This is a genomic window from Brevibacillus sp. AG, assembly GCF_028369215.1.
Classification (GTDB): domain Bacteria; phylum Bacillota; class Bacilli; order Brevibacillales; family Brevibacillaceae; genus Brevibacillus; species Brevibacillus porteri.
Genome location: NZ_JAQMYO010000004.1, coordinates 486,853 through 513,427 on the forward strand (window position 1 = coordinate 486,853; position 26,575 = coordinate 513,427).

Below are 26,575 nucleotides of genomic sequence, written 5' to 3' on the forward strand. Positions count from 1 at the left end.
TGGCAGTATATGGAAGGGGTGTCCTTATGTTAGGACTCGTTAAAAAGATATTCGGCGACAGCAATGAACGTGAAGTAAAGAAAATGTTTAAGCGCGTAGAAAGTATCAACGCGCTGGAACCAACGATTAAGGCACTCTCGGATGACCAATTGCGTGAGAAGACAGCTGAGTTTAAGGCGCGATTGGCAAATGGAGAAGAACTGGACAAAATTTTGAATGAAGCGTTTGCCGTTGTACGTGAAGCATCGATCCGTGTACTGGGCATGCGTCACTTCGACGTCCAGATGATTGGTGGTATGGTTCTTCAGGAAGGCCGTATCTCCGAGATGAAGACGGGTGAAGGTAAAACGCTGGTTGCGACACTGGCGACATATCTGAATGCCTTGATGGACAAAGGCGTCCACGTCGTTACCGTGAACGAATACTTGGCTGAGCGTGACTCGACTATCATGGGTAGGCTGTATAACTTCCTTGGACTGACAGTCGGTTTGAACAAGAATGGACTGAGCCCTGAAGAAAAACGCGAAGCATACGCGTGTGACATTACGTATGGTACGAATAACGAGTTTGGCTTCGATTACCTGCGTGACAATATGGTTCTGTACAAGGAACAAATGGTGCAACGTCCACTCTTCTTCGCTATCATCGACGAGGTGGACAGCATTTTGATTGACGAAGCACGTACGCCGTTGATCATCTCCGGTTCTGCTAACAAATCGACAGAGCTGTACTACATCTGCTCGCATTTTGTGAAACGCCTGGAAGAAGAAAAAGATTTCACAATCGATGAGAAGCTGAAAATCGTCAACCTCTCGGATGAAGGCGTGAGCAAAGTCGAACAGGCATTCAACATCGACAACCTGTACGATACGGCACATATCACGTTGAACCACCACATTACGGCGGCGTTGAAGGCACAAGTGCTGTTCAAGCGCGATGTTGATTACGTAGTGCAGGAAGGCGAAGTTGTGATCGTTGACGAGTTCACCGGCCGTCTGATGGTTGGACGTCGTTACAGCGATGGCTTGCATCAAGCGATTGAAGCCAAAGAAGGTTTGCGTGTCCAAAGCGAGAGCATGACACTGGCGACCATTACCTTGCAAAACTACTTCCGTATGTACCAGAAGCTGGCCGGTATGACAGGTACAGCGAAGACGGAAGAAGAGGAGTTCAAAAAGATTTATGGTCTCGACGTCGTGGTAATTCCAACGAACAAGCCTGTGCAGCGTATCGATTCACCAGACCTTGTTTTCAAAACAGAGGCAGCCAAATATCGTGCGGTTGTAAACGACATTGTCGAGCGTCACAAAAAGGGCCAACCGATCCTGGTAGGTACTATCTCCATCGAAAACTCGGAGCGCTTGTCCCAAATGCTGAAGCAAAAAGGCGTACCGCATAACGTACTGAACGCGAAGCAGCATGAGCGCGAGGCGGAAATCGTTGCGCGTGCAGGTGTGTATGGAGCGGTTACCATTGCGACAAACATGGCGGGTCGCGGTACGGACATTCAGCTAGGCGAAGGTGTTGCGGAGCAGGGCGGTCTTCATATTATCGGTACAGAACGTCACGAGAGCCGTCGGATTGACAATCAGCTGCGTGGTCGTGCTGGGCGTCAAGGGGACCCGGGTTCATCCCAGTTCTTCCTCTCGATGCAAGATGAGCTGATGCGTCGTTTCGGTGCGGACAATATCATGAATATGATGGATCGTCTGGGTATGGAAGAGGATATGCCGATCGAGAGCCGCCTGGTTACTCGTGCGGTGGAATCTGCGCAGAAGCGTGTAGAGGGATCGAACTTCGATGCACGTAAAGGCGTTCTCCAGTACGACGACGTGATGAATCAACAGCGTCTGGTTGTCTACAAACAGCGTAAAGACATCCTGGAGCAGGAAGACCTCAGCGATGTTGCTTTGAATATGATCTACGCAGTAATGGAGCGTGCAGTGTCTCTGCATTGTCCAAAAGAAGAGGTACCAGAGGATTGGGATCTGCAAGCATTGGCCGATGCTGCCAATAATGGGTTCCTCCATGAAGAAACGATTACAGCTAAAATGCTGAAAGGCATGGAAGCAGAAGAAATTCTCGAGCTGTTGAAAGCAGAAGTCGATAAGCAGTACAAACAGCGTGAAGAAGAAATCGGCGAATCGATTCGCGAGTTTGAAAAAGTCGTCATTCTGCGTGCTGTCGACAGCAAGTGGATGGATCACATCGATGCGATGGATCAGTTGCGTCAAGGTATTCACCTGCGCGCATACGCACAAAACGACCCGCTTCGTGAGTACCAGTTCGAAGGATACGAAATGTATCAAGGTATGCTGGCTGCTGTTCAGGAAGAAGTCGCTATGTATATCATGAAGGCCGAAGTCAGTCAAAACCTGGAGCGTCAGGATGTCATTCGCGGTCAAGGAATCGACCCGGACAACTTGCAAACTTCCGGACCATCTGATCGTCCAGATCCGGAGACCTCCGGTGATGCTGATCCGAAAAACCGTGCACAGCGTCGCGCTCAGGAGCAAGAACGCAAACGCCAAAATAAGAAACACTAAGGAATATGACAAAACATTCTTCTCGTATCGGCAAATTCGGTGCGAGGGGAATGTTTTTTTCTTGCCCATTCCTAATGCCTTGACAGTATTCGTCCTCATCTATTCTTCCTCGTCTGATATTAACGATCTATTTGTCTAACACTGGTAAATGTGATCGAACGATTCAAGTGGTAATTATCTGAAAAATAAATAGAATCGTAAGTACAACACTTTTACCAAAAATTCACGAAGACGGGGGAATGAACAAATGAGAACGTCAGTGAACGTGATGGGGATACAAACGAAGAATATTATGGAGCGCATTTCTGTTACTTTAAAAGCAGTGCTAAAGACAGGAAAAGAAAATAAAAAAGTACAGCTGATTGAAAAGGAGGAGGGGATCGAATTACCGAGAGTCATCTCTGCGCAAGACCCGGTCTTTGAGGACAAGCGACTGATAGAGGAAATTCCGGAGCCGAATTGGAATGAGGCCTTGATCGCACCGCCGAATGGAATGGTGGATCGAACGCGTGAAAGTCCGCTAGCCAAAAAATATCGAAGAACACACAACTGGAAGAGACAAGCCTTCATCAAGCAAGCTTATCAGTTGAAAGCAAGCGAAGCTCGGCGTACGCATCTCCATCTGGTTGCAGTACCACAGACGGAAAATAAACAACCACATGAAATCCGAGACCTGAGATCCTCGCCATCACCACCGGTGGCAACGTGACAAAGGGTAGCGGCGAAGTCCCTTTTCTAAACGTGACATGCTGCCGTATTTGCGCATCTGGCAAATTACGTTACAATAAAACATAGCTTACGTAAAGAGAAGGTGATTCGCAACATGGCATTAATCGATATTGCGGACATCAAACAAGAGATGTCTAGCATGGCTAAGCGATTAGCGGATATCAGGGGGTCTCTTTGACCTCCCAGTAAAACAGGAACGAATCGGTGAACTGGAAGAGCGTATGCTGGCACCCGATTTTTGGGATGACAATGATGCAGCGCAGAAGACAATCAGTGAACTGAATGCCATCAAAAGCCTCGTAGAGACGATGGCCAAGCTGGATTCCCAGTACGAGGATCTCCAGGTAATGCTGGAGCTCGTCATCGAAGAAGGGGATGCGTCCCTCATTCAAGATCTGTATGACAGTACGCAGGAGCTGCGGAAGTCATTTGAGAGCTTTGAGCTGGAATTGCTTTTGAGTGATGAATACGACAAGAACAACGCCATTCTGGAGCTACATCCGGGAGCGGGTGGGACAGAGTCCCAGGATTGGGCGTCCATGCTTCTGCGCATGTATACACGTTGGGGGGATGCCAAGGGCTTCAAGGTGGAGACATTGGACTATTTGCCTGGTGATGAAGCCGGTGTAAAAAGTGTTACTCTCCTCATTAAGGGTTACAATGCGTATGGCTACCTCAAATCAGAAAAAGGGGTTCATCGTCTTGTGCGGATATCTCCGTTTGATGCCTCTGGACGTCGTCACACATCGTTTGTGTCTTGCAACGTCCTGCCGGAGATCGAAGACGATAATGCGGTAGACATACGTACAGAAGACCTGAAAATCGATACGTATCGTTCCAGCGGTGCAGGTGGTCAGCATATCAACACGACTGACTCCGCTGTACGGATTACTCACTTGCCTTCTGGAATTGTGGTGACGTGTCAAACAGAACGCTCCCAGATTAAAAACCGGGAGCGTGCGATGAAGATGCTGACGGCACGACTGTTCGAGAAAAAACGGGAAGAACAAGAGAAAACGTTGGCCGCGATTCAAGGTGAACAAAAAGATATTGCATGGGGCAGCCAAATTCGTTCCTATGTCTTCCACCCATACAGTCTGGTAAAAGACCACCGGACGAATATGGAGACAGGAAACGTTCAAGCAGTTATGGATGGTGAGATTGATTCGTTTATCGATGCTTATCTACGCGCGCAGATTAATCGTTAAACGAAACAGAAGGCTTCAAGGCTTTTGGTATGGAAATCGATACGGTGGTTCCTTTGCCGACATCACTGGTGATGTTGATTGTACCGCCGTGATCGCGAATAATTTTTGAGCTTACCATTAACCCCAGGCCGGTTCCTGCTTCTTTTGTACTATAAAAAAGCTCTCCTAATCGGGGAAGTAGCTCGGCAGGGATACCTTGTCCTTGATCGCTGATTCGGATGACAACATCGGAAGAGCGCTCTACAACCTTGATTGTGAGATTTCCACCTAACGGCATGGCTTCCATGCCGTTTTTTATGATATTTATGAAGACTTGCTTGATTTGATATTCCTCACACAAAATGAGGGAAGTCACTTGCGGAAAATCAGTAAGAATAGATACATTTTTAAGAAGTGCTTGTGGTTCCAAAAGCTTAATGACAGACGAAAGCAATGGCAAAAGGCCGTTGGGAGCAAATCGCAAGGCTTGGGGCTTCGCCATTATCAAAAGCTCACTGGTAATCGAAGTGATCCGGTCGATTTCGGATCGCATAATTTGCAAGTATTGCTGATTGGCGAACTCGTCCCCTTCCATGAGTTGAATAAACCCTTTCAAGGCCGTAAGTGGATTGCGAATTTCATGGGCAATTCCCGCGGCAAGCTCACCTAGAACTGACAGCTTGTCAGAGTAACGAAGCAATTCCTCTGATTGTCGACGTTCTGTAATATCACGTGCCACAAAAACCGTGCTGAGAATATGACCGTTCGAACAAATGTCAGGTGTTCCTTTCACATCGAACAGCAACATTCTTCCGTCTGGGTGCAGGTAATGGTACTCGGCATCGAGTGTAATCTTCTGCTTCATCATTTGAGCAAAATCGCTCTTGGCGTTGGTTACTTGCTCAGGATGAATCAAGATCGAAAAATGCTGATTGATCACTTGATCAATCGTGAGACCAGTAACCGCCTGAACAGAAGGGGAAGCGTAGGTAATAATTCCATCCACATTTACAATAAAAATCAAATCCATAATGTTTTCGGATATTAACCGAAAGTTCTCTTGCGTCTGGTGAAGAGCCTCTTCCACTTTCTTTTGCTGCGTGATGTTTTTTGCAATGGAATAGCGACTAATGATTTCGCCGTTTTGAAAAATGGGAAAGCTGGAAGCGATAATATCCACAACCTGCCCGTTTTTATGGAGCAACTGATAATGCTTATTTTTTCGGATTCCTGAAGAAAGGATTTGTTGTTGTTTCTTACTGTCGAGACCTTCTGTAGAAGCGAGAATTTCCCAAATTTGCATGCGCAGCAATTCTTGAGAGGTGTATCCTACCAATGCTTCACCAGCAGCGTTTACTCCTGTGAATCTTCCCTGCATGTCGAACATGAAAACAGCGTCAGGATTGTTGTGGAAGAGAGATGTATATAACTGTATCTGCGTGCCCATACCTATCCGCCTCTCTGTTGCTACTTGCTACCTTTGAATCGTTCGCTGTAGAAAGGAAAAATCCTACCAGACCAAAGTCCGTATTCATAATTGTGTTATAATTCATGAAAGAACAAGGTCATGAAAAAGGAGAGAAACCGTCCATGTTGTATGCCGCATTTTTGCCAATCGTGAATCAAGAGCTGAATGCTCAAGTAAGACCTGCGCATCTTACGTATATCAATGATTTGTACAAGCAGGGAAAAGTGATCATGGCAGGACCCTTCACAGATAAGCTTGGCGGTTTGGTTATTTACAAAGCGGATTCTCTGGAAGAAGCTCGCAAATTGGCTGAGGCTGATCCAGTTGTCGTGGAAGGCGCAAGGACGTTGGAGTTACGTGAATGGAGCCCGTTAGAGTTTCCTTTGTCCTAAATGTGGCGCTGGCAAGAATGAGAAGTGGTAGTCGGAGGCATACTTAGCGAAGAAATCCGAATAAAGGAGGGAACAGCCTTGAAACGTATTCCATTCGTTTTGATAGCGGCTGTACTCGCATTCTCGCTAAGTGCCTGTGGTACCAGCAAGCAAACACAGCCGCCAGCACAACAACCAGCGACAGAAACGCCGGCAGCCGAAAAACCAGCAACAGAAACACCTTCGACGACGCCATCCGGCAGCTATGATGCAGCAACTGCAGAAACCATGTTCAAAAATACCTGTGCAGGCTGCCACGGGCAGACGCTGGAAGGGGCAGTTGGACCGAACTTGCAAAAGATCGGTAGTCAGTTGAACAAGGAGCAGATCCTGGGCATTTTGGAAAAAGGAAAAGGATCAATGCCTCCGGGTCTCGTCAAAGGAAAAGATGCAGAAAACATCGCTGCATGGTTAGCGGACAAAAAGTAAACAGGACAACAAACCAGCGCTTGAGCAATCGGGCGCTTTTTTCCTTGGACGTAAAAAAGTTTTTTTGTTGTATTCCAAATGGATTTTTATTATTATTCATGTATAAAAATACGGAATGAGATAAAGGGGAGAGAGCATGGTTCGGGTCGGGATTGTTGGAGCAACGGGGTATGGTGGCGCGGAGTTGATCCGTCTTTTGGCTGGGCATCCGCATGTTGAGATCGCAAATTTATATTCAAGTTCATCAGAAGGAGAAAGCTTGGAAAAATCGTTTCCACATGCAACTGGACTCGGATTGCCGACATTGTCACCGATTGATGCAGACAGCATGAGCGGTGTGAACGATTTGATCTTCCTTGCTACGCCTGCGGGAGTAAGTAGCGGGCTGTCTCCGAAGCTGGTCGAAAAAGGCGTAAAGGTCATTGATTTATCCGGGGATTTTCGTCTGGAAAACGGTGCGGTCTACCAAAAGTGGTACAAACATGAGCCTGCCCCTTCCCAATGGGTAGAAGCGGCGGTTTACGGTTTAACCGAGTGGAATCAAGAGCAAGTGGCGGGTGCCAGTCTCATAGCAAATCCAGGCTGCTATCCCACTGCTACGCTCCTCGCCCTGCTTCCGCTCGTAAAGACAGGCTGGGTACAGCCTAACAGTTGGATCGTCGATGCCAAATCAGGTGTGTCCGGCGCTGGACGTGGAGTATCGCTCGGTGTTCATTACAGCGAGAGTAATGAAAGCATCCATGCTTATAAAGTGGCGAGTCATCAGCATACACCAGAGATTGAACAGGAGCTGCATAAACAAAGCGGGGAAGAGACGCTTGTTCAATTTACGCCGCATCTAGTGCCGATGACCCGAGGGATTTTAGTCACGGCTTACGGACAACTAACCACTGATGTCACTCAAGCGCAAATCCAGGAGCTATATGAAGCTACTTATGTCGATAAGCCTTTTGTGCGTGTACGTCCTGCAGGCAGTCATCCACGTACAAAAGAAGTTTATGGCTCCAATTACTGCGATATCGCGATCCATGTTGATCAGCGCACGAAGCGTGTTATCTTGCTGTCGGTCATCGATAACATGATGAAGGGCGCGGCTGGTCAAGCTGTGCAAAACATGAATGTCATGTTTGATTTGCCTGAGAAAACGGGCTTGCCGCTCGTACCAGTATACCCGTAGAGGAGGAGAGCAGATGCAAGGAATTGTCGTGATTAAATGTGGCGGAAGCACTATGGATCAGCTACCTGACTCTTTCTTTCAGGCGATTGCTGGATTGCAGGCGCAAGGACAAGAGATCGTCATCGTCCACGGGGGCGGACCTGCTATTAACAGTATGCTTGATCGAGTTCAGATCACTCCGCAATTTGTCGATGGGCTTCGTGTTACCTGCGAGGACACGCTGCGTGTTGTAGAGATGGTCTTGTGCGGCAGTATCAACAAGGCGCTGGTAAAAAGGCTGACGCAGGCAGGAGCCAAGGCGTGGGGAGTTAGTGGCATCGATGGTCAGACTCTTTTGGCAACAAAAACGTCAAAGCCACTCGGGTGGGTAGGAGAAATCAAGAAGGCTGATACGACCATTCCGAAAGCGATTCTTGGGCAGGGCTATGTCCCAGTGATTGCTCCCCTTTCCGTTAGTGAAGATGGCACAGAGACATTTAATGTCAATGCTGATGTAGCCGCAGGAGCGATTGCAGCAGCACTCAGCGCCGAAAAACTGATCATGGTGACAGACGTTCCGGGCATCATGCAGCCTCAGCCAGACGGAACCAAAGCAGTAGTGCCAGCTACAAGTGCAGAAGAGATACAGGAAATGATTCAGGCAGAGATTATTACTGGCGGAATGATTCCGAAGGTTCAGGCAGCTCTCGACGCTCTCGGACAGGGCGTGGAGCAGGTAGTCATCTGCCGGGGAACAGCTGATGATCTGCTCGGTGTCTGTGCGGGGCAGGGAGTTGGGACAACCGTACGTATGAATGTCAATTACGCTTAGGTGAGGAGGAAAATGAATATGCATACAACTACAGCGCCTGTGCATCTCATGAATAACTATGCGAGATGGCCAATCAGTTTGGTAAAGGGACAAGGAAACCAGGTATGGGATGATCAAGGCAAGCAATATCTCGATTTTACCTCAGGAATTGCCGTGACCTCACTAGGGCATGTCCCGCCAAAAGTAACGGCAAAGCTGCACGAACAGCTCGATACGTTGTGGCACTGCTCGAATCTGGTGCATGTTCCTCAGCAAGAGATTTTGGCGGAAAAACTGAGCCGTTTGTCTGGACTGGATCAGGCTTTTTTCTGCAACAGTGGGGCGGAGGCGAATGAAGGCTTGATCAAGCTCGCTCGCCGCTATGCACAAAAAATAAAAGGGACCGACCGTTACGAAATCATCAGCTTTGAACAGTCTTTTCATGGACGGACATTGGCTACCCTGACGGCTACTGGACAGGAAAAGGTGAAGGACGGATTCGCACCATTGCCGCAAGGATTTGTCACCGTTCCTTACAACGACCTCGATGCAGTCAAGTCAGCCATTACAGACAAGACATGCGCGATTATGCTGGAGCTGGTTCAGGGAGAAGGTGGCGTACATCCAGCAGAAGAGGCCTGGGTGAAGGCGCTGCGTGAATTGTGCGATGCGCACGGATTGCTCCTGTTAATCGATGAGATACAGACTGGGATTGGTCGCACGGGTACATGGTTTGCCTTCCAGCAATATGGCGTGAAGCCAGATGCGATTTCATTGGCAAAAGGCTTGGGAAGTGGGTTCCCGATTGGAGCTGTCGTTGCGACTAAGGAAGTAGCAGAAGCGTTTGCTCCAGGTACGCATGGTACTACTTTTGGCGGGAATCCATTGGCAGCAACTGCTGGAATCGCGACGCTTACGACGATGGAAGAAGAGCAGATTTTGGAGCGGGTAGCCCATATCCATGATGAATTGATCAAAGAGCTGGAGAAGCTCAAGGCAGAGCATCCAGACAAAGTGGTTACGGTTCGGGGAAAAGGATTGCTTCTTGGTGTGGAACTAACGATTCCTGCTGGTGAGCTGGTCGCGTATGCACGGGAAAAAGGAGTCATTCTGCTGATGGCTGGTCCACAAGTAGTGAGACTCTTGCCTTCGTTTGTAACGACCGATGATGAAGTAAAGCAGGCCATTGACGTATTAAGCGAGGCACTGTTTCAGGTTTAGATGAAAAAGCAAAGAATGCAACGAGTGGAAATGGTCAAAAAACTCGTTGCATTTTTATAATCTCAAATGTATATTAATACAAAAGGTTGCATGAATTTTCGGTAAGAGCGATCAGGCCGGTGCCCATTGGAGAGGAGTGGCTTTATAGATGGATAGAGAGAATCAATCGTTAGGTACAGGATATTTAACGCTGGAGAGCGGTGAGGTTTTTACAGGGAAGCTGTATGGCGCCCCCATTAACGGATTCGGAGAAGTGGTTTTTCATACAGGAATGACAGGATATCAAGAGGTGATGACAGACCCTTCTTTTGCAGGGCAAATCGTTACCTTCACGTATCCCTTGATCGGAAACTACGGGATCAACGAAAAGGATTATGAGGCAGCCAAGCCAGCTTTGACAGGGATGATTGTCAGCGAGCTATGCACAGAGCCAAGCCATTACGAATCAAGCATGACTTTGGCCCAAGCGGCAGAAGCATTTGGGTTCCCGATCCTTGCAGGGATTGATACGCGAACGATTACAAAGCGCGTCCGCCAAGACGGTACCGTATTCGGTGTCATTTCCGATCAGCCTATGCAGGTGGAGGAAGTTGTGTCCCTGCGCTACAAGCACGCCAAGAAATCATTAGTTGCCAACGTATCAAGACAGCAGGTGGAGCGGTATCCGGGAACAGGCGAGCATGTTGTCTTGATTGACCTCGGCATGAAGCAATCGATTTTGGATGCACTTCTCGAACAGGGCTGCCGTGTCACGGTCGTTCCATTTGATACGAGTTTTGCCCAAATCAATGCTCTCGCACCAGACGGCTTGTTGTTTTCCAATGGGCCTGGCGATCCGGAGCATTTGCTTGCGTATTGCAGCGAATGGCGTAAAGCCGTGGAGCAGTACCCGACATTAGGCATCTGCTTGGGGCATCAAGTATTGGCGTTGATGTACGGCGGCAAGACAGAAAAGCTCGCATACGGTCACCGCGGTAGCAATCATCCGGTCAAAGATCTGATGACTGGGAAAGTATACATGAGTTCACAAAATCACGGGTACGTGGTCAAGGAAGAGTCTCTGGATAAACGTCAGTTAACGGTTTCCTATCGCAATGTCAATGACGGTTCAGTCGAAGGATTACGTCACGTTAGTCTGCCTGTTTTCAGTGTGCAGTTCCATCCAGAAGCACATCCGGGCCCTAGTGATACATCCCACATTTTCCACCAATTCTTGCAGTCGATGCGCGTAGTAGGAGCGAAGAGATATGCCTAAATTGCCACACATTCATAAAGTATTGGTCATCGGTTCTGGTCCGATCGTCATCGGGCAGGCAGCGGAATTTGATTATGCAGGTGCACAGGCTTGCCTTTCCCTAAAGGAGGCCGGCGTGCAGGTCGTGCTGGTGAATAACAATCCAGCTACGATCATGACAGATGAACAAGTAGCGGACAAAGTATATCTGGAGCCGCTCACGGTGGAATCCGTGACAGCTATTATCGCAAAAGAGCGTCCCGATGGCCTCTTGCCTACGTTAGGCGGCCAAACGGGACTTAATCTTGCTGTTTCGTTGGCAGAAGCGGGTGTGTTGGAAAAGTACAACGTCCAACTGTTGGGTACGCCGCTGGCTGCCATTCAAAACGGGGAAGACCGTGAGCTGTTCAAGCAATTGATGCAAAAAATCGGAGAGCCTGTTCCAGAGAGCGATACAGTCGAATCTGTAGAAGCAGCAATCGAGTTTGCGAACACTATAGGCTATCCCGTGATTGTCCGTCCTGCTTATACACTCGGAGGAGCAGGCGGCGGGATCGCAGGGGATGAAGCGTCCTTGCGCAAAGTTGCAGCGGGTGGCATTGCAGCTAGCCCAATCGGTCAGGTATTGATTGAGCGCAGTGTAAAAGGCTGGAAAGAGATTGAATACGAGGTCATGCGGGACGCAAATGACACCTGCATGATCGTGTGCAATATGGAAAATTTGGACCCAGTAGGCATTCATACGGGAGACAGTATTGTTGTCGCGCCATCTCAGACGCTGACAGACCGCCAGTACCAAATGCTGCGCAGCGTATCAACGAAAGTGATTCGTTCGCTAGGGGTAGTAGGCGGTTGCAATATTCAATTTGCGCTTGATCCGAATTCCGATCGGTATGTGCTGATCGAAGTAAATCCTCGTGTAAGCCGTTCAAGTGCGTTGGCATCCAAAGCAACAGGTTATCCAATCGCGCGGATCGCCGCCAAGCTCGCACTAGGTTATGGGCTGGATGAGGTACTCAATCCAATCACAGGCTATACGTACGCTAGTTTTGAACCAGCGTTGGACTACATCGTTGTCAAAATCCCGCGCTTCCCATTTGACAAATTCCCGCTGGCAGACCGCAAGCTGGGGACCCAAATGAAAGCGACTGGCGAGGTCATGTCGATCGCCCGCAATCTGGAAGCAGGACTTTTGAAGGCAGTTCGCTCCTTGGAACAGGGCTGCACACATTTGACTCGATCAGAGCTGGCCTCCTGGACACGTGACGAGCTTGCACATTCCTTGCAAGAAGCAACTGATATCAGACTGTTTGTTTTTGCCGAGGCGATCCGCAAAGGCTTTACAGAAAGGGAGCTGCACAGTCTGACTGGTGTCGATCCGTTTTTCTTGCGGAGCTTGCGTAAAATCGTGGATTTGGAAGTGGAGCTGTCTTGCCACGATCGGAAAACACTGACCCCTGAGCTGTTGTTGGAAGCAAAACGTCGCGGGTTTGCCGATGAAACCATTGCTTCACTGGTAGGTGCTACACCTGCCGAAATCAAATCATTGCGTCAAGAATCGGGCATTACGCCTACTTATAAAATCGTGGACACTTGTGCAGCAGAATTTGATGCCCAAACCCCTTACTACTATTCGGATTGGCAAGGAATAGATGAGGTCGAGTCACTGTCTGGCCGCAAAGTACTGGTACTTGGCTCAGGTCCCATTCGCATCGGTCAGGGTATCGAGTTTGACTACTGCTCCGTGCATGCAGCCAAAGCGCTTCAGGCAAGCGGTATTGCGGCTGTCGTTGTGAACAACAACCCAGAGACGGTCAGCACTGACTATGAAACAGCCGACCATCTTTATTTTGAACCGCTTCACGTAGAAGACGTGCTGCATATCGCAGAACGCGAACAGGTTGAGGGCGTCATGGTTCAGTTCGGCGGTCAAACCGCGATCAATCTGGCCGCCAAGCTGGAGCACGCGGGGCTGAAAGTAATGGGTACGTCGCTTACAGCCATCGAACGTGCGGAGGACCGCGAGCTGTTTTACGCCATGCTGCGCAAGCTGGACATTCCGCATATCCCCGGTAAAGGAGTATCGACCTTGGAGGATGCGACCGTGATTGCGGAGGAAATCGGCTTCCCTGTTTTGATGAGACCTTCGTACGTCATCGGCGGGCAAGGTATGGTAGTCGTCCACAATATCGACGAGCTGAAAGCGACCATTCACGACTGGCTGAATCATCCGGATATGAGCATGTTTTTCCCACTCCTTGTGGATAAATACGTTCCAGGTAAGGAAGCAGAAGTAGATGCGGTATGCGACGGACAATCTGTCATTATCCCAGGGATTTTCCAGCATGTGGAGAGAGCGGGCATCCACTCAGGTGACAGTGTAGCCTTGTTCCCGGCTCCTCAGCTGACGGATGACAGCAAGCAAAAAATCGCGAGCTATACAGAAGCAATCGCGAGAGAAATGAAAGCGGTCGGGTTAATCAATATCCAGTTCGTCATTGATGGCGAAACGGTTTATGTACTGGAGGTAAATCCTCGTGCTTCACGGACCGTACCGATTACGAGCAAAGTGACTGGCATCCCGATGGTTCAACTGGCAGTGCGCGCACAATTGGGTGAAAAGTTGTCAGAGATGGGCTACGGTACAGGGCTTTTGCCAGAGATTCCTTTTGCAGTCGTCAAGGCGCCAGTCTTCTCCACGATCAAGCTGAACGGCGTAGACCCGGTACTAGGTCCAGAGATGAAATCGACGGGAGAAGTTCTCGGCTTGGGGTATTCTTTCGAAGAGGCAGCAGGCAAAGCCTTTGCTTTCAAAGACAATTTGTACGGCGACTGGCAAAAAGGTCAGTTAGTTATGATTTCTCTGGCAGATGGAGATAAGCAGGACGGCATAAGAGAGTCGATTGGACAAATTCAAGCAGACGGTGCCAATCTGGCAGCGACTCCGGGAACGGCCAAGTGGCTTGCAGCCGAAGGAATTGTCGTGAAGCATGTCGTGGCAGATGAAACGGCGTGGATCGAGCTATTGCAAAAGGAAGAAGCGGCCTTCGCACTTGTTACTGCGACGAAAGGCAATCGTCAGGGCCGGACAGGATTTGCTCTGCGAAGCCGTATGGTACAACAAGGTGTGCCGTTGTTCTCCGCAGTCGATACGTTCGAGTTATACGTGAAGTCTATTATGAAGAAAAGAGGTGGCTCGCATGCAGCCAGTGAAGATATTGGAACACTTTCAAAACTTGCCGTTACAAAAGCATAAAGGAAAAGATTTCTTACGCATCGATGAATTCAACGGGGAAGAATTGATGGAGCTGCTCCATCTGTCTGCTCACGTCAAGCAATTGCAAAAGCTGGGACAGCCATTCCAGCCTTTGCAAGGCAAGGCGTTGGGGATGATCTTTGACAAGGCTTCGACCCGTACGCGCGTCTCCTTTGAAGTAGGGATGCATCAGTTGGGTGGCCTAGGGATGTTCATGAGCGGAAAAGAGCTACAGCTCGGACGCGGGGAGCCGATCAGCGACACAGCAAAAGTTCTCTCTCGGTACGTGGATGCCATCATGATTCGCACTTTTTCCCACTCTTATGTAGAAGAGCTTGCTGAGCACGCCTCGATCCCCATTATCAATGGCTTGACCGATCTGTACCATCCTTGTCAGGCATTGGCTGATCTGCTGACGATCTGGGAGCATAAAGGCAAGCTGAAAGGAGTCAAGCTCGCCTATGTAGGAGACGGCAACAACGTGGCGAACTCACTGGTGCTGGGCGCAGCCCTGCTAGGCCTGGATGTGCGGGTGGCGACTCCGGCAGGCTACGAAATGGATGCAACAATTGTCGCAAAAGCTACAGAATACGCGAAACAAAGCGGTGGAAAAATGATGGTGACCACCGATCCGATAGAGGCTGTCATGGGGGCAGATGCTGTATACACGGACGTTTGGACTAGTATGGGTTTTGAAGAAGAAAATGAGGTGCGATTGAAAGCATTTGCCGACTATCAAGTGAACGAAAAGTTGGTAGCAGCGGCAAATCGTGATTATCTCTTCTTGCATTGCTTGCCAGCACATCGTGGGGAAGAAGTGACAACAGGGGTTATCGACGGATCGCGCTCTGTCATTTTCGATCAGGCTGAAAATAGATTGCACGCACAAAAGGCGATATTGGCGGCGCTGGTGTGAACATAGTTCTAGTTAAATAGAACTATCTGTAATTAAATCGAATAGACTATGAATCTATGATTGCCGAATTTTGTCACTTATGTGTAAAATAAAGGTAAGAAAGAAGCAAAGAAGTACGGACTGTATCTGGTCGCTTGGTCCGTATGGAGCCAGTAGCGAATCCAACCTTTTCCGTAATGGAAAAGGAAAGAAGAGCAGGGGTTGTACTTGGTCGCTTGGCCTCTGCATCACGGACAGTAGCGAAGCCAGCTTTCTCCACTATGCCTGAAGGGGGGAAAAGAAAATGAAAAAATGGTTCGCGGCAATTATGATGGTGGTAGCAATCGTAGCAGCTACTTCTGCAAACTTCCATATTGGATAATAAGCGTATTGGAGAAACAAACACCGCTTGGCTGAGTGGTGTTTTTTCTTCAAGCTTGGAGGAAACAACATGCTATTGGATGTAATTGCCCTATCTTTTCTCGTAGCATTGCTGCGAGGGGGAAGAATCAAGGATTTTCCTAAATTCAATCAAATAAAACTTCTTGTCGTTACCATACTGCTCCAAGCTTGTGCGGTCTTATTCCCTGCGATCGGTGGCATTTTCATATCGATCGCGTATGTGTTTATTTTGGCTTTCCTCGTTTTTAATCGAGAATTTGAGGATATGCGGATATTTTTAATCGGCTGGTTTCTGAATGCGATTGCAATTTGGTCTAACAATGGAAAAATGCCAATTGATTTAGTTCAAGCAGCAAAGCTTCCTTATGATTTAGAGCCGGTTATTAACGGAACGAATTTCAAGCATAGTGTATTGACGGAAAGTTCAAATTTTCCGTTTTTGACGGATGTCATCTATATGCCATCTATCATTCCTCGGATTATTAGCATCGGCGATATTTTTATTATGCTAGGCGCCTTTTTACTTGTTCAGCGATTGATGAATAAACCCATTTCATTACTACAACTTCGCGAAGGTAAAAGTTATGCGACAAAAAACTGATTATGCAAATTGGATAAAGGGGATTGTTGTACAGGTTGGATTTGTCATTGCAGCAATCTATATTTTTTACACATCTTCATCTGAATGGGCAGTTCGTGAGCATTGGGGGGTATTATCTACCTATACTCTCCTGACCATTTTCTCCTGTTTTGCTCCCGTGCGTATATCGAATACGATTTTAACAGTGAACAATGCTGTAATCTTTTCGGGTATCTTGTTGTATGGCGTATGGGTCGGAGTATGGGCTGCTGTTATTGAATCTTTAATCATTGCTTTCTTGGTAAGGTTTAATCCGCTAAAAGCTATCATTAATATTGGGCAATTGTTAATGACGATATGGACAGTAGCGTTTTTGAAGGATTGGATCGAGGGCTTCGGAACCGTTTCTCCTATTATTAGCGATTTGATTTTGGCTGTGGTTTATTGGTTTGTGAACCTGATTTTATGTGGATTGGGTATCTCCTATTTTCATCAAATGACCTGGGCGCGAACCGTAAAGATGATGGCAAAAGGATTTACCTCGACTTACTTGCTACTTTTAATTTTAGCCGGAGTAGGTTCCCGCTTAGTAGAGTCATATGGCCCGCTACCACTAATTCCTATGATGATTGCGTTTATTACGATCAGTTACGTATTTCATCATTACTATGACAACCTCCAAAGGCTTCAGCAAAAAGTAGAAGAGGTCAAATCATTCAATCACAACTTCTTAACGACGATGGCTGCTTCCATTGACGCACGAGATCGCTACACAAGTGGACATTCTCAGCGTGTAGCTTACTGGGGAAGAGAAATTGCGAGAGATATTGGTTTGTCCGAACGCAAAGTGGAGGATGTTTATATCGGGGGAATCCTGCACGACATTGGAAAAATCGGCATCGAAGACGAAATTCTCAATAAAAAAGGAAAGCTGACCCCGGAAGAGTACGACAAGATCAAGCAGCACACAGTCATTGGCTACGAAATTATTTTGCAAGCAGGGATGTTCAACGAATTGCTTCCTGCGATCCGCTCCCATCATGAGCGAATAGACGGAAGGGGATACCCGGATGGTTTAGCTGGGGATGAGATTCCGTTGATGGCGAGAATTTTAGCCATTTCAGACGCTTTCGATGCGATGGTTGCGGACAGGCCTTATCGAAAAGGTTTGCCTGTGGAGGAAGCGCTTCAAGAAATCAGACGGGGCTCTGGTACCCAATTTGATCCGATATTGGCGGAGCATTTTATCAGAATCGTTCAGCGACTGCCGTACGAAGAGTTGCAAAGCATTATCGGGATAGAGTCCATCCCACAAAAACAGTTACAGGAGGCAATCAGATGAGCTGCCCCTTGTAACTGTTTTTATTCGTTTACGACCATATGCGGACGATCTCTCTGGTTTCTAAATGGCAGGTAAGCTTGAATACATCCGGATTGCTTAATTTCTCCCAATCGTGAAAGCCAAAGCGGTCATCCATTGATTTCATGAGCAAGGCCAGCAGGCATCCGTGGCTAACAAGCACGATTTCTTTGTGCGCATCTGCCAAAATCTCAGTGAGCAACGAATTTGCCCGGTTGATAGCAGTGAGACTGGATTCGCCCCCTTCGAATTCAAGAGTCAGGTCATCGAACGTATCGCGCAGTCGCTCGAACCAATCTTCACGTGCCACTCCGCTAAGGACGCGCTCGACCAAACGCGTGTCTTCTTCAACCACGATTCCGCGCTCCTGTGCAAGAGGCTGGATGGTAGCAATCGCCCGATGATATGGACTCGAAATGATTCGATCAATGGGGGAATCTGCGAAGAAGGTGGCAAGCTCCCGGGCTTGTACTTCTCCCTTTTCCGTGAGCAGAGCTTCGGGTTCTTGGCCCGCAGCCTGACAATGACGTACCAAATAAATTGTTTTCATAATCCCTCCAACAGACTTCTCCTATGTAATTCTTCCTTTCACTCATTCTCTACCTTGGATTCGTTTTCCTTTCAATCGCGCAACGTTTATGCATAAACAGACAATGAGTATGCATAAAAACAAGATACTCTTTATGCGAGAAATGTATAATTTCTTTGCATTCCTGTTTTTGTCTGCGAATTCACAAGAAATATACAATAAAAATAGTTGTATTTTTATTAGTTCGTTTGTATAATTACTCGCATGAGAGAAACTTCGAAACGGGGAGAGAGAATGATGGCAAAAGAAAAAATTGTGTTGGCCTATTCAGGCGGTTTAGATACATCGGTAGCAATTAAATGGTTGCAAGATACGTATAACTACGATGTCATTGCAGTTGCATTGGATGTGGGGGAAGGGAAAGACCTCGATTTCGTACAGAAAAAAGCATTGCAGGTAGGGGCATTGAAATCAATCGTAGTGGATGCAAAAGATGCATTCGCAGAAGAATTCGTATTGCCAGCTTTGAAGGCAAACGCCATGTACGAAGGGAAGTATCCGCTGGTGTCTGCACTGTCGCGTTACCTGATTTCGCGCGTGCTGGTTGAAATCGCGGAAAAAGAAGGCGCGGTAGCTGTCGCACACGGTTGCACAGGAAAAGGAAACGACCAGGTACGTTTCGATGTTTCCTTTACAGCGCTGAACCCGGATATCAAAATCGTGGCGCCGGTTCGGGAATGGGGCTGGACGCGTGACGAAGAGATTGAATATGCGAAAAAGAACAATATCCCGATCCCAATCGATCTGGACAATCCATACAGCATTGACCAAAACTTGTGGGGCAGAAGCTGCGAGTGCGGTGTTCTGGAAGATCCATGGGCTGCTCCTCCAGAAGGTGCATACGATCTGACGAAGTCAATCACGGATGCACCAGACGAGGCAGAAGAAATCGAAATCGCCTTCGTGCAAGGGAAGCCAACTGCATTGAACGGCGAAGAGCTCCCGCTGGCTGAGCTGATTCTCAAGCTGAACAAAATCGCTGGAAACCATGGTGTAGGCCGTATCGACCATGTGGAAAACCGTTTGGTGGGCATCAAATCTCGCGAAGTTTACGAGACACCGGCTGCAACTACGTTGATTTTGGCTCACCGTGAGCTGGAATTCTTGACGCAACCACGTGAGGTCGCCCAGTTCAAACCGATTGTCGAGCAAAAACTGGCGCAAGTGATTTACGAGGGTCTCTGGTTTTCGCCCATTCGCAATGCTGTTCAGGCATTCATTGAAGAAACGCAAAAACACGTAACGGGTGTCGTACGTGTGAAGCTGCACAAAGGACATGCGATCGTTGTAGGCCGCACCTCTGCATCGTCTCTCTACAGCCATGAGCTGGCGACTTACAATGCAGGTGACCAATTCGACCACAAAGCAGCACTCGGTTTTATTAAGCTGTGGGGTCTGCCAACAAAGGTATACGCACAGGTAAACGAGGGTGTACTGCACGAGAATAAAAACACGGCCATTAAGATTTTGGATGAAAAGGATGCGATCAAGCAATGAAACTCTGGGGAGGACGCTTCACGAAGCCGACGAATCAACTCGTAGAAGAGTATACTGCTTCTATTTCTTTCGACCAGAAAATGTGGCGACAGGACATCGTCGGAAGCCTGGCTCATGTTGCCATGTTGGGCAAGTGCGGCATCCTGCCGATGGAGGAAGTAAGACAGATCATCGCTGGCTTGAAAAAGGTAAAAGAGAAAATTGAGCGCGGGCAAGCTGAGTTTCTCGTTGCGCACGAAGATGTGCATATGAATATTGAAAAGATGCTGATTGAAGAGATCGGTCCGGTGGGGGGCAAACTCCACACCGGCCGCAGCCGCAATGATCAGGTTGCATTAGATATGCATCTGTACCTCAGAGAAAAGCTGATGGAGATTATCCAATTGGCGATGTATTTGCAAGAGGCATTGCTCGAGCAAGCGAGCCAGCATCTCGATACCGTCATGCCAGGCTATACACATTTGCAACGTGCGCAACCAGTATTGTTTGGCTATCACCTGATGGCGTATGTGTCCATGCTGCAACGCGATATCGAACGGATGACCGAGACGTGGAAGCGTGTGAATGTGCTGCCGCTTGGAGCAGGTGCCCTCGCAGGTACGACATTCCCGATTGACCGCACGTTTGTAGCGGAATTGCTGCAATTTGATGGTATCTATCAAAACAGCATGGATGCAGTGAGTGATCGTGATTTCATTGTCGAATTTTTGGCTGATGCTTCTTTGGTCATGACCCATCTTTCCCGTCTGTGCGAAGAACTCGTCATCTGGAGCAGTCAGGAATTCTCTTTTGTGGAGCTAGACGATGCATTTTGCACGGGGTCCAGTATCATGCCGCAAAAGAAAAATCCTGATGTAGCAGAGCTGGTTCGCGGAAAAACAGGGCGTGTTTACGGCAATCTATTTGGATTGTTGACCGTATTGAAAGGTTTGCCGCTGGCTTACAACAAGGATATGCAAGAAGATAAAGAAGGCATGTTCGATACGGTAACTACCATTCATGGTGCGCTAGCTTTGCTCACGCCGATGATTAAGACGATGCAAGTCAAAGCAGATCGCATGCGTCAAGCAGTTACCAACGATTTTTCCAATGCGACAGACTTGGCAGATTATTTGGTTCGCAAAGACATGCCGTTCCGTCAGGCGCATGAAGTCGTAGGGAAAACCGTCTTGTACTGCATCGAGCAGCAAAAGTATCTTCTCGATCTGACCTTGGAAGAATTCCAGAGCTTCTCAGAGGCTATTGGGGCAGATGTGTATGACGCTCTTGCTGTTGAGACAGTTGTCAATGCACGCAACGTGCTGGGTGGGACCGCTCGTAATCAGGTAGAAGTACAAATGGATTGGTACCGCAAGCAACTGGTAGAAACACATGCTTGGGTAAACAAAAACAGTCAAAAGGTCATGATTGAATCCCTGATCGATGTCGGTTCACCTGCATAAAAACGTACTTGTAGGTAAAGCAAAAACCCCAGAGCTTTGGGGTTTTTTTGCGTTCTATCCTTATCTACCGACTATTTTCGAATCAAAGCCTAATGCAGTTGCGTACGCAAGAGGCAGCTCCATGCGGGCTGTCTTTAAAGGATCGACGACCTGACAGATACGCAAATCTCCCGCAGCGGAGAGCAAGAAGGTGGCTTCGGCCTTTTCTACTCCCAGCTCTTCGTGTAGAAATTGTACCATGTTGATTACCGCTCGATCCGCAGCCTTGTCCAGCTCTTTCTCCGATGCAATCGTGATCAGGTGCTCTTGGTTGACTGCCATCGGTAGCGGCCACTGTTTTCCTTTTATCACATCGAGCTTTACGGTTACTTCCCCAGCAATTTCCACGCCACATACAGCTACTTCACCGTCAGCCATTGCAGCATGAAGGTCACCCAGGGCAAATAATGCGCCGGGAACATTTACGGGTAAAAGCAATGTAGTACCTTCGCGCATTTGCTTGCAGTCCATGTTGCCGCCGTGATCGCCTGGCGTACCGCATGAAATGGCTTCTTTGGCAGGAGCTGTTCCAATTACGCCAATCATGGGATTGATTGGAACCTGAAGCTTGTCTGACAATACAGCTTGTCCATCTTGTATCGGAATCATTTTGATTACATTTTCTTGCAGGTCGAATCCCATTACACCCAGTTCTGGTCCAGTAACCATTACGCCTTGATTTTTAATCTCAATTTTCTGAATATGAACAACCAAAATATCGCCTGGTTCTGTTCCTTCTATATAAATAGGTCCGGAAGCGGGGTTGATCCGATTCCAATCAAGCTCTTGAAACACGGTGTCAGCTGATTGGATTTGGTCCTCGAAGCAATCGCAGGTTTCAACCGTTACGATACTGCCTGCTTCTACCTTCAAGACCGGCTGATTCTCAGGAGACATGGCATAAATCACGTCCTGCTTTTTTACTCTGTACATGGTTGCAGTCCTCCAGTCCATTTCGAAATTTACATATTTTTCTTTATCATAGCATGAAATGCCTATGTGTTTAGCGCCGAATCATGGAGGAAATAATTGTACAAAGGAATCGAAGGCCTAAAGAGAGCAGGGAGCAATCATGCAAGAGAGCTACAAGATCAGTCCTCGTCAACTATTGATGCTCGTCACCCTTGTTACCATTGGGGACTCCGTTCTCGTCCTGCCTGGCATGACGGCTGCACTCGCAAAACAGGATGCGTGGATATCCGTCCTGATCGGGCTTGTGGTGGGACTGCTCAATATTGTCTTACTCATAGCTGTGGGGAAGCTTTATCGGAATCAAAGCTTTTTCACCTTTGTTGATCAAACCGTTGGGAGAGTATTAGGAACGATCATTACACTCTCGTTTATTAGCTATACGCTGTTTTCAGCAGGGGCGCATGTGATGGAAATTGGCGACTTTGTTGGCACGCATCTATTAGTCTCGACTCCAAGATTCGCGATACAGCTGTTGTTTGTCATTGTGATTATGTTTGGTGTGAGTTTGGGACTGCAAACAGTCGCAGAATCGGCAGAAATCTATTTTGTCTGGTTCTTTTTCTTTTTTGTTTTACTCATGATTACTCTGCTGCCACAGGCGGAAATATCGAGAATTTCACCTGTTTTTGAAAATGGGTGGAAGCCTATTTTGCAGGGATCTACGGCTGCAATTGCCTTTCCTTATTCAGAGCTGGTCATTTTTATGGCGGTTCTTCCGTTCGTCTCGCCCATCCAAAAACGGATGAGATCATTTTTCTTGGGGACATTGCTTGGGGGAATTGTGCTGTTCATCATCATGCTGATGTGCATCCTTGTTTTGGGGGCAGATCAGACTGCGCGGCATTTTTATCCGACCTATGTTCTCATCAAACAGTTGAAGCTCGGGGATTTCATTCAGCGGCTAGAAGCGATTATCGCGGTGATCTGGTTTATCGCAGTGAGCGTCAAAATTACGCTGTATTGCTTGTTTTTTCATTTGGGTATCCGTCACGTCTTTCGAATCGACAACTTCAAGGTTCTAATCTTTCCGTACATCATTTTGCTCATGGTGATGTCCACGATTTTCTCACCCAATATCGTCGTCTTTGGCGACATCATTTCGAAGTACTGGCCATTCTATGATTTTACTTATAGCTTCGGTGTACCGTTGGTGCTGTTATGCGGATATGTTATTCGTAAAAAATGGCTGAATCAAAATTGACGATCAAAGTAACAAACGCCGTACTCCCATTTCTGGAAGGCGGCGTTTGTTTGTGTTTACAAAGACATGCGAAGAATCTGTGCCACATCGTCACTCGTCAACGTCTTAAACTGACCAATCGGGCCAAACGGAGTGGCTTTTTCGGCCATCAGCTGCAAGTGTTCGTCAGTGATGTTGTAATCAGCCAAGCGGGTCGGGGCACCGATACGGGCAAAGAAAGCTTCTGTAGCGGCAATCCCTTCCAGGGCGATCTCATCATCTGTCTTGCCGGAAGGATCGACATTCCATACCTCTGTTGCGAAGCGCACGAAGCGAGCGACGTTATCACGGTACACATAGCGCATCCATTTCGGGAAGATGATCGCCAGACCGCCACCGTGCGGGATGTCGTAAACAGCACTGACAGCATGCTCAATGGAGTGAGTTGCCCAGTCTGTTGTGACGCCAACCGGGAGAGTGCCGTTCAATGCCATTGTTCCGCAGTACAGGATGTTGGCGCGAGCATCGTAGTCTTCCGGATTCGTGAGGACGCGTTCTGCATTTTCGATGACGGTCTTCATGATCGACTCAGCAAAACGTGTTTGCAACGGAATTTCGGTTGTATGCGTGAAATACTGCTCGAATACATGGGACAAAATGTCGCTGATTCCGTAGATCGTTTGGTCGCGAGGTACGCTAAACGTATGCGCAGGATCCAGAATCGAAAACGCTGGAAACGTCGTGCCAGCTCCATGCTTTTCTTGTGTCTCCCAGTTGGTGACGACACTTCCCCGGTTCATTTCAGAACCCGTAGCAGCAAGTGTCAGTACGGTACCGAGGGGGAGAGCCTCTTGTGCGACCGCTTTACGCGTATAAAAATCCCATACATCTCCCTCGTAAGGCACACCAATCGCGACTGCTTTGGCCGCGTCGATTACACTGCCTCCACCAACAGCGAGTATCCAATTAACGCCTTCTTGGCGGCATAGCTCAATTCCTTTGTTCACGGTACTCAGACGTGGATTTGGCTCCACTCCTGCCAACTCATGCACGCGGCAGCCCGCAGACTGGAGGAGAGAAATTACTTTGTCGTAGAGTCCGGTTCGCTTTATACTGCCACCACCATATACCAAAAGAACAGTGGGACCTAGCTGTCTTGCTTTTTCCTCGAGCTGGGCCAATTGACCCCGTCCAAAAATCAGCTGTGTCGGGTTATGGTAAACAAAATTTTCCACGTTATATCCAGCTCCTTTTTACATGAATAACCTCTTGTCACACTCATTGTAGCCAACTGTTTTCCATGATGCTAGGCGGGAATGTGCAATCTTTTTTTCTCCCTAATTCGTGACAGTTGTTAACAATCGAAGCTGTTTCGACAAGAAATGAGAGATTTAGTGGATACCATCCTTGAATCGTGGTGGTATAATGGATAAGATGGGAAATCCCGCTGTTTTTCAACAAGGTATGGCAGCGGTTGCTAGTGGGTAGAGGGGTTTTGTCGATTTTACCGTTAACAAAAAATCAGGATCAAGATACATAAAGAAGGATCTGACGAAGTAGGATGTGATTTGCTTGATCGAAATGTTCGATGTGTGGAAAACATACCCGAATGGTACGAATGCTTTGAAAGGTATCAACATTCGAATCGAAAAGGGTGAATTTGTGTACGTAGTAGGCCCCAGTGGAGCGGGTAAATCTACGTTTATCAAATTAATGTATCGTGAAGAGAAGCCGACGAAAGGACAAATCTTTTTGGGTGGCTTCAATGTCAGCAGAATCAAAGAGCGTCAAATTCCATTAGTCCGCCGCAGTATCGGTGTTGTGTTCCAAGACTTCAAGCTGCTGCCGACATTGACTGTTTTCGAAAACGTCGCATTTGCGATGGAAGTAATCGAGAGTAATCCGAAACAAATCAAGCCGCGCGTGATGGATGTTTTGGGACTGGTAAAGCTCAAGCATAAAGCAAAAATGCTGCCGAGCGAGTTGTCCGGTGGTGAGCAGCAGCGTGTTGCTTTAGCGCGTGCACTGGTGAATAGTCCGGGAATTATTATCGCGGACGAACCAACGGGGAACTTGGACCCAGAGACCTCATGGGAAATCATGAAGCTGTTTGAAGAAATCAATCAGCGTGGCACGACAGTCGTCATGGCTACCCATAATAGAGAAATTGTAAACACCATGAGAAAACGGGTGATTGCGATCGAAGCAGGCCAAATTGCCCGTGATGAGCAGAGAGGGGAATACGGTTATGAAGATTAGGACGCTGGGGCGCCATGTCCGTGAAGGGGTCAAGAACCTCGGGCGGAACGGCTGGATGTCGTTCGCTTCTATTAGTGCCGTGACCATTACCCTGTTTATTTTGGGAGTTTTTCTCGTGTTGGCGATGAACGTCAATTACTTTGCACAATCCGTCGAAAAACAAGTGGAAATTCGCGTTTTCATAGACTTGCTGGCGACAAAAGAAAACATCACGCAGGTTGAGAACAACATCAAGAAACTTCCGCAAGTGGAATCCGTTTCATTTATACCGAAAGACGAGGGTCTGAAGCAGTTTAAAGAGAGCCTTGGTGAAAAAGCATACTTATTTGAAGGCTTGGAGGAAAGCAATCCTCTGCCGGATGCGTTTACCGTAAAAACGAAGCAACCGCAAGACACTGCTGCTGTTGCCGCTCAAATTAAAAATCTCCAGTATGTCAAAAGCCTAACCTATGGGGAAGGCACTGTGGATAAGCTGTTTTCCTTGACAGGGGCAGTTCGTAATGTCGGGATTGCCTTTATTATTGGACTTGGCTTTACAGCGATGTTCTTGATTGCTAACACGATTAAGCTGACGATTGTGGCACGTCGCAGAGAGATTGAAATCATGAAGTTGGTTGGGGCCACGAACTGGTTTATCCGTTGGCCATTCTTTGTGGAAGGGCTCTTGATGGGTGTGGCAGGGGCATTGATTCCTACCATTATGTTAACGGTTGGATATTACTATCTTCTGGATGCCATTCACTCCAGCTTTGAAGCTTCCCAACTGTTTAAACTGTTGCCGCTATTCCCGCTCGTGTATCAAGTGGCGCTGGCTTTGCTAGCGATTGGTGCATTCATCGGGATTTGGGGAAGTTTGGTGTCCGTACGTCGCTTCTTGCGAGTTTAATAATTT

The 26,575-nt window shown here is 47.8% G+C and carries 22 protein-coding genes; 18 read left to right on the forward strand and 4 right to left on the reverse strand.

Annotation, left to right across the window (positions count from 1 at the left end; translation table 11 throughout):
- Positions 1-26 precede the first annotated feature (26 nt).
- The 3 genes from secA to prfB all read left to right on the forward strand — a co-directional run bounded on the left by secA (position 27) and on the right by prfB (position 4,483).
- Complete coding sequence (secA, locus tag POF51_RS13695; protein WP_069850828.1) at positions 27-2,546, forward strand: preprotein translocase subunit SecA; 2,520 nt, start codon at positions 27-29, stop codon at positions 2,544-2,546.
- A 247-nt stretch (positions 2,547-2,793) separates the two neighbouring features.
- Positions 2,794-3,255 carry a hypothetical protein gene (locus POF51_RS13700; protein ID WP_069850825.1) on the forward strand — a complete coding sequence of 154 codons (462 nt, stop codon included), beginning with the start codon at positions 2,794-2,796 and terminating at the stop codon, positions 3,253-3,255.
- Between the two features lie 114 nt (positions 3,256-3,369).
- A protein-coding gene (gene prfB, locus POF51_RS13705) for a peptide chain release factor 2 (protein WP_106835133.1) occupies positions 3,370-4,483 on the forward strand; the annotation gives its coding sequence in 2 pieces (ribosomal slippage) (positions 3,370-3,450 and positions 3,452-4,483; 1,113 coding nt in all).
- Here the strand turns inward: prfB and POF51_RS13710 are convergent.
- Positions 4,473-5,909, reverse strand: a complete 1,437-nt coding sequence (locus POF51_RS13710; protein ID WP_069850819.1) for a PAS domain-containing sensor histidine kinase — start codon at positions 5,907-5,909, stop codon at positions 4,473-4,475. The two genes, prfB and POF51_RS13710, sit on opposite strands and share 11 nt — an antisense overlap.
- 143 nt (positions 5,910-6,052) lie before the next feature.
- On the opposite strand from POF51_RS13710, the gene POF51_RS13715 reads away from it, so the two are divergent.
- From POF51_RS13715 to POF51_RS13760, 10 genes are all read left to right on the forward strand, one after another.
- Positions 6,053-6,322 (forward strand): YciI family protein, encoded by a 270-nt coding sequence (locus POF51_RS13715; protein ID WP_017252257.1) that lies wholly within the window; start codon positions 6,053-6,055, stop codon positions 6,320-6,322.
- 78 nt (positions 6,323-6,400) lie between these two features.
- On the forward strand, positions 6,401-6,790 hold the full coding sequence (locus POF51_RS13720) for a c-type cytochrome (RefSeq protein WP_069850817.1): 390 nt from the start codon (positions 6,401-6,403) through the stop codon (positions 6,788-6,790).
- Between the two features lie 136 nt (positions 6,791-6,926).
- Entirely contained in the window at positions 6,927-7,967 is a 1,041-nt protein-coding gene (argC, locus tag POF51_RS13725; RefSeq protein WP_069850814.1) for an N-acetyl-gamma-glutamyl-phosphate reductase, read from the forward strand.
- A gap of 13 nt (positions 7,968-7,980) precedes the next feature.
- A complete protein-coding gene (gene argB, locus POF51_RS13730; protein WP_069850812.1) occupies positions 7,981-8,778 on the forward strand; it encodes an acetylglutamate kinase in 798 nt (265 codons plus the stop codon).
- Between the two features lie 18 nt (positions 8,779-8,796).
- Positions 8,797-9,978, forward strand: a complete 1,182-nt coding sequence (locus POF51_RS13735) for an aspartate aminotransferase family protein (protein ID WP_017252253.1) — start codon at positions 8,797-8,799, stop codon at positions 9,976-9,978.
- 148 nt (positions 9,979-10,126) lie between these two features.
- The gene (locus POF51_RS13740; RefSeq protein ID WP_069850809.1) at positions 10,127-11,233 is read left to right on the forward strand and encodes a carbamoyl phosphate synthase small subunit; all 1,107 of its coding nucleotides are present in this window, start codon (positions 10,127-10,129) and stop codon (positions 11,231-11,233) included.
- Complete coding sequence (carB, locus tag POF51_RS13745) at positions 11,226-14,468, forward strand: carbamoyl-phosphate synthase (glutamine-hydrolyzing) large subunit (RefSeq protein ID WP_069850807.1); 3,243 nt, start codon at positions 11,226-11,228, stop codon at positions 14,466-14,468. The genes POF51_RS13740 and carB overlap by 8 nt, the downstream gene beginning before the upstream one ends.
- Complete coding sequence (gene argF, locus POF51_RS13750) at positions 14,413-15,384, forward strand: ornithine carbamoyltransferase (protein WP_069850805.1); 972 nt, start codon at positions 14,413-14,415, stop codon at positions 15,382-15,384. Before carB ends, argF begins: the two co-directional genes overlap by 56 nt.
- A 430-nt stretch (positions 15,385-15,814) precedes the next feature.
- On the forward strand, positions 15,815-16,366 hold the full coding sequence (locus POF51_RS13755) for a DUF5317 family protein (protein WP_017252249.1): 552 nt from the start codon (positions 15,815-15,817) through the stop codon (positions 16,364-16,366).
- Positions 16,350-17,687, forward strand: coding sequence for an HD-GYP domain-containing protein (locus POF51_RS13760; protein WP_017252248.1), 1,338 nt, complete (start codon positions 16,350-16,352; stop codon positions 17,685-17,687). The genes POF51_RS13755 and POF51_RS13760 overlap by 17 nt, the downstream gene beginning before the upstream one ends.
- Before the next feature lie 28 nt (positions 17,688-17,715).
- Here POF51_RS13760 and POF51_RS13765 read toward each other — a convergent pair whose 3' ends face one another.
- Positions 17,716-18,255 carry a histidine phosphatase family protein gene (locus POF51_RS13765; RefSeq protein WP_017252247.1) on the reverse strand — a complete coding sequence of 180 codons (540 nt, stop codon included), beginning with the start codon at positions 18,253-18,255 and terminating at the stop codon, positions 17,716-17,718.
- 276 nt (positions 18,256-18,531) lie between these two features.
- On the opposite strand from POF51_RS13765, the gene POF51_RS13770 reads away from it, so the two are divergent.
- Both POF51_RS13770 and argH read left to right on the forward strand, forming a co-directional pair.
- Positions 18,532-19,791, forward strand: a complete 1,260-nt coding sequence (locus POF51_RS13770) for an argininosuccinate synthase (protein WP_069850800.1) — start codon at positions 18,532-18,534, stop codon at positions 19,789-19,791.
- Positions 19,788-21,233 (forward strand): argininosuccinate lyase, encoded by a 1,446-nt coding sequence (gene argH, locus POF51_RS13775; RefSeq protein ID WP_069850797.1) that lies wholly within the window; start codon positions 19,788-19,790, stop codon positions 21,231-21,233. Before POF51_RS13770 ends, argH begins: the two co-directional genes overlap by 4 nt.
- A 60-nt stretch (positions 21,234-21,293) precedes the next feature.
- On the opposite strand, the gene POF51_RS13780 is transcribed toward argH, so the two are convergent.
- The gene (locus POF51_RS13780) at positions 21,294-22,205 is read right to left on the reverse strand and encodes an acetamidase/formamidase family protein (RefSeq protein ID WP_069850794.1); all 912 of its coding nucleotides are present in this window, start codon (positions 22,203-22,205) and stop codon (positions 21,294-21,296) included.
- A 139-nt stretch (positions 22,206-22,344) separates the two neighbouring features.
- On the opposite strand from POF51_RS13780, the gene POF51_RS13785 reads away from it, so the two are divergent.
- Positions 22,345-23,445, forward strand: a complete 1,101-nt coding sequence (locus tag POF51_RS13785) for a GerAB/ArcD/ProY family transporter (protein ID WP_069850792.1) — start codon at positions 22,345-22,347, stop codon at positions 23,443-23,445.
- Between the two features lie 56 nt (positions 23,446-23,501).
- Here POF51_RS13785 and POF51_RS13790 read toward each other — a convergent pair whose 3' ends face one another.
- Positions 23,502-24,659 (reverse strand): iron-containing alcohol dehydrogenase, encoded by a 1,158-nt coding sequence (locus POF51_RS13790; RefSeq protein ID WP_069850790.1) that lies wholly within the window; start codon positions 24,657-24,659, stop codon positions 23,502-23,504.
- Between the two features lie 337 nt (positions 24,660-24,996).
- Between POF51_RS13790 and ftsE the strand changes: the two genes are divergently transcribed.
- Positions 24,997-25,683 (forward strand): cell division ATP-binding protein FtsE, encoded by a 687-nt coding sequence (gene ftsE / locus POF51_RS13795; RefSeq protein ID WP_069850788.1) that lies wholly within the window; start codon positions 24,997-24,999, stop codon positions 25,681-25,683.
- Entirely contained in the window at positions 25,673-26,569 is an 897-nt protein-coding gene (gene ftsX, locus POF51_RS13800; RefSeq protein WP_069850785.1) for a permease-like cell division protein FtsX, read from the forward strand. Before ftsE ends, ftsX begins: the two co-directional genes overlap by 11 nt.
- Positions 26,570-26,575: the final 6 nt, after the last annotated feature.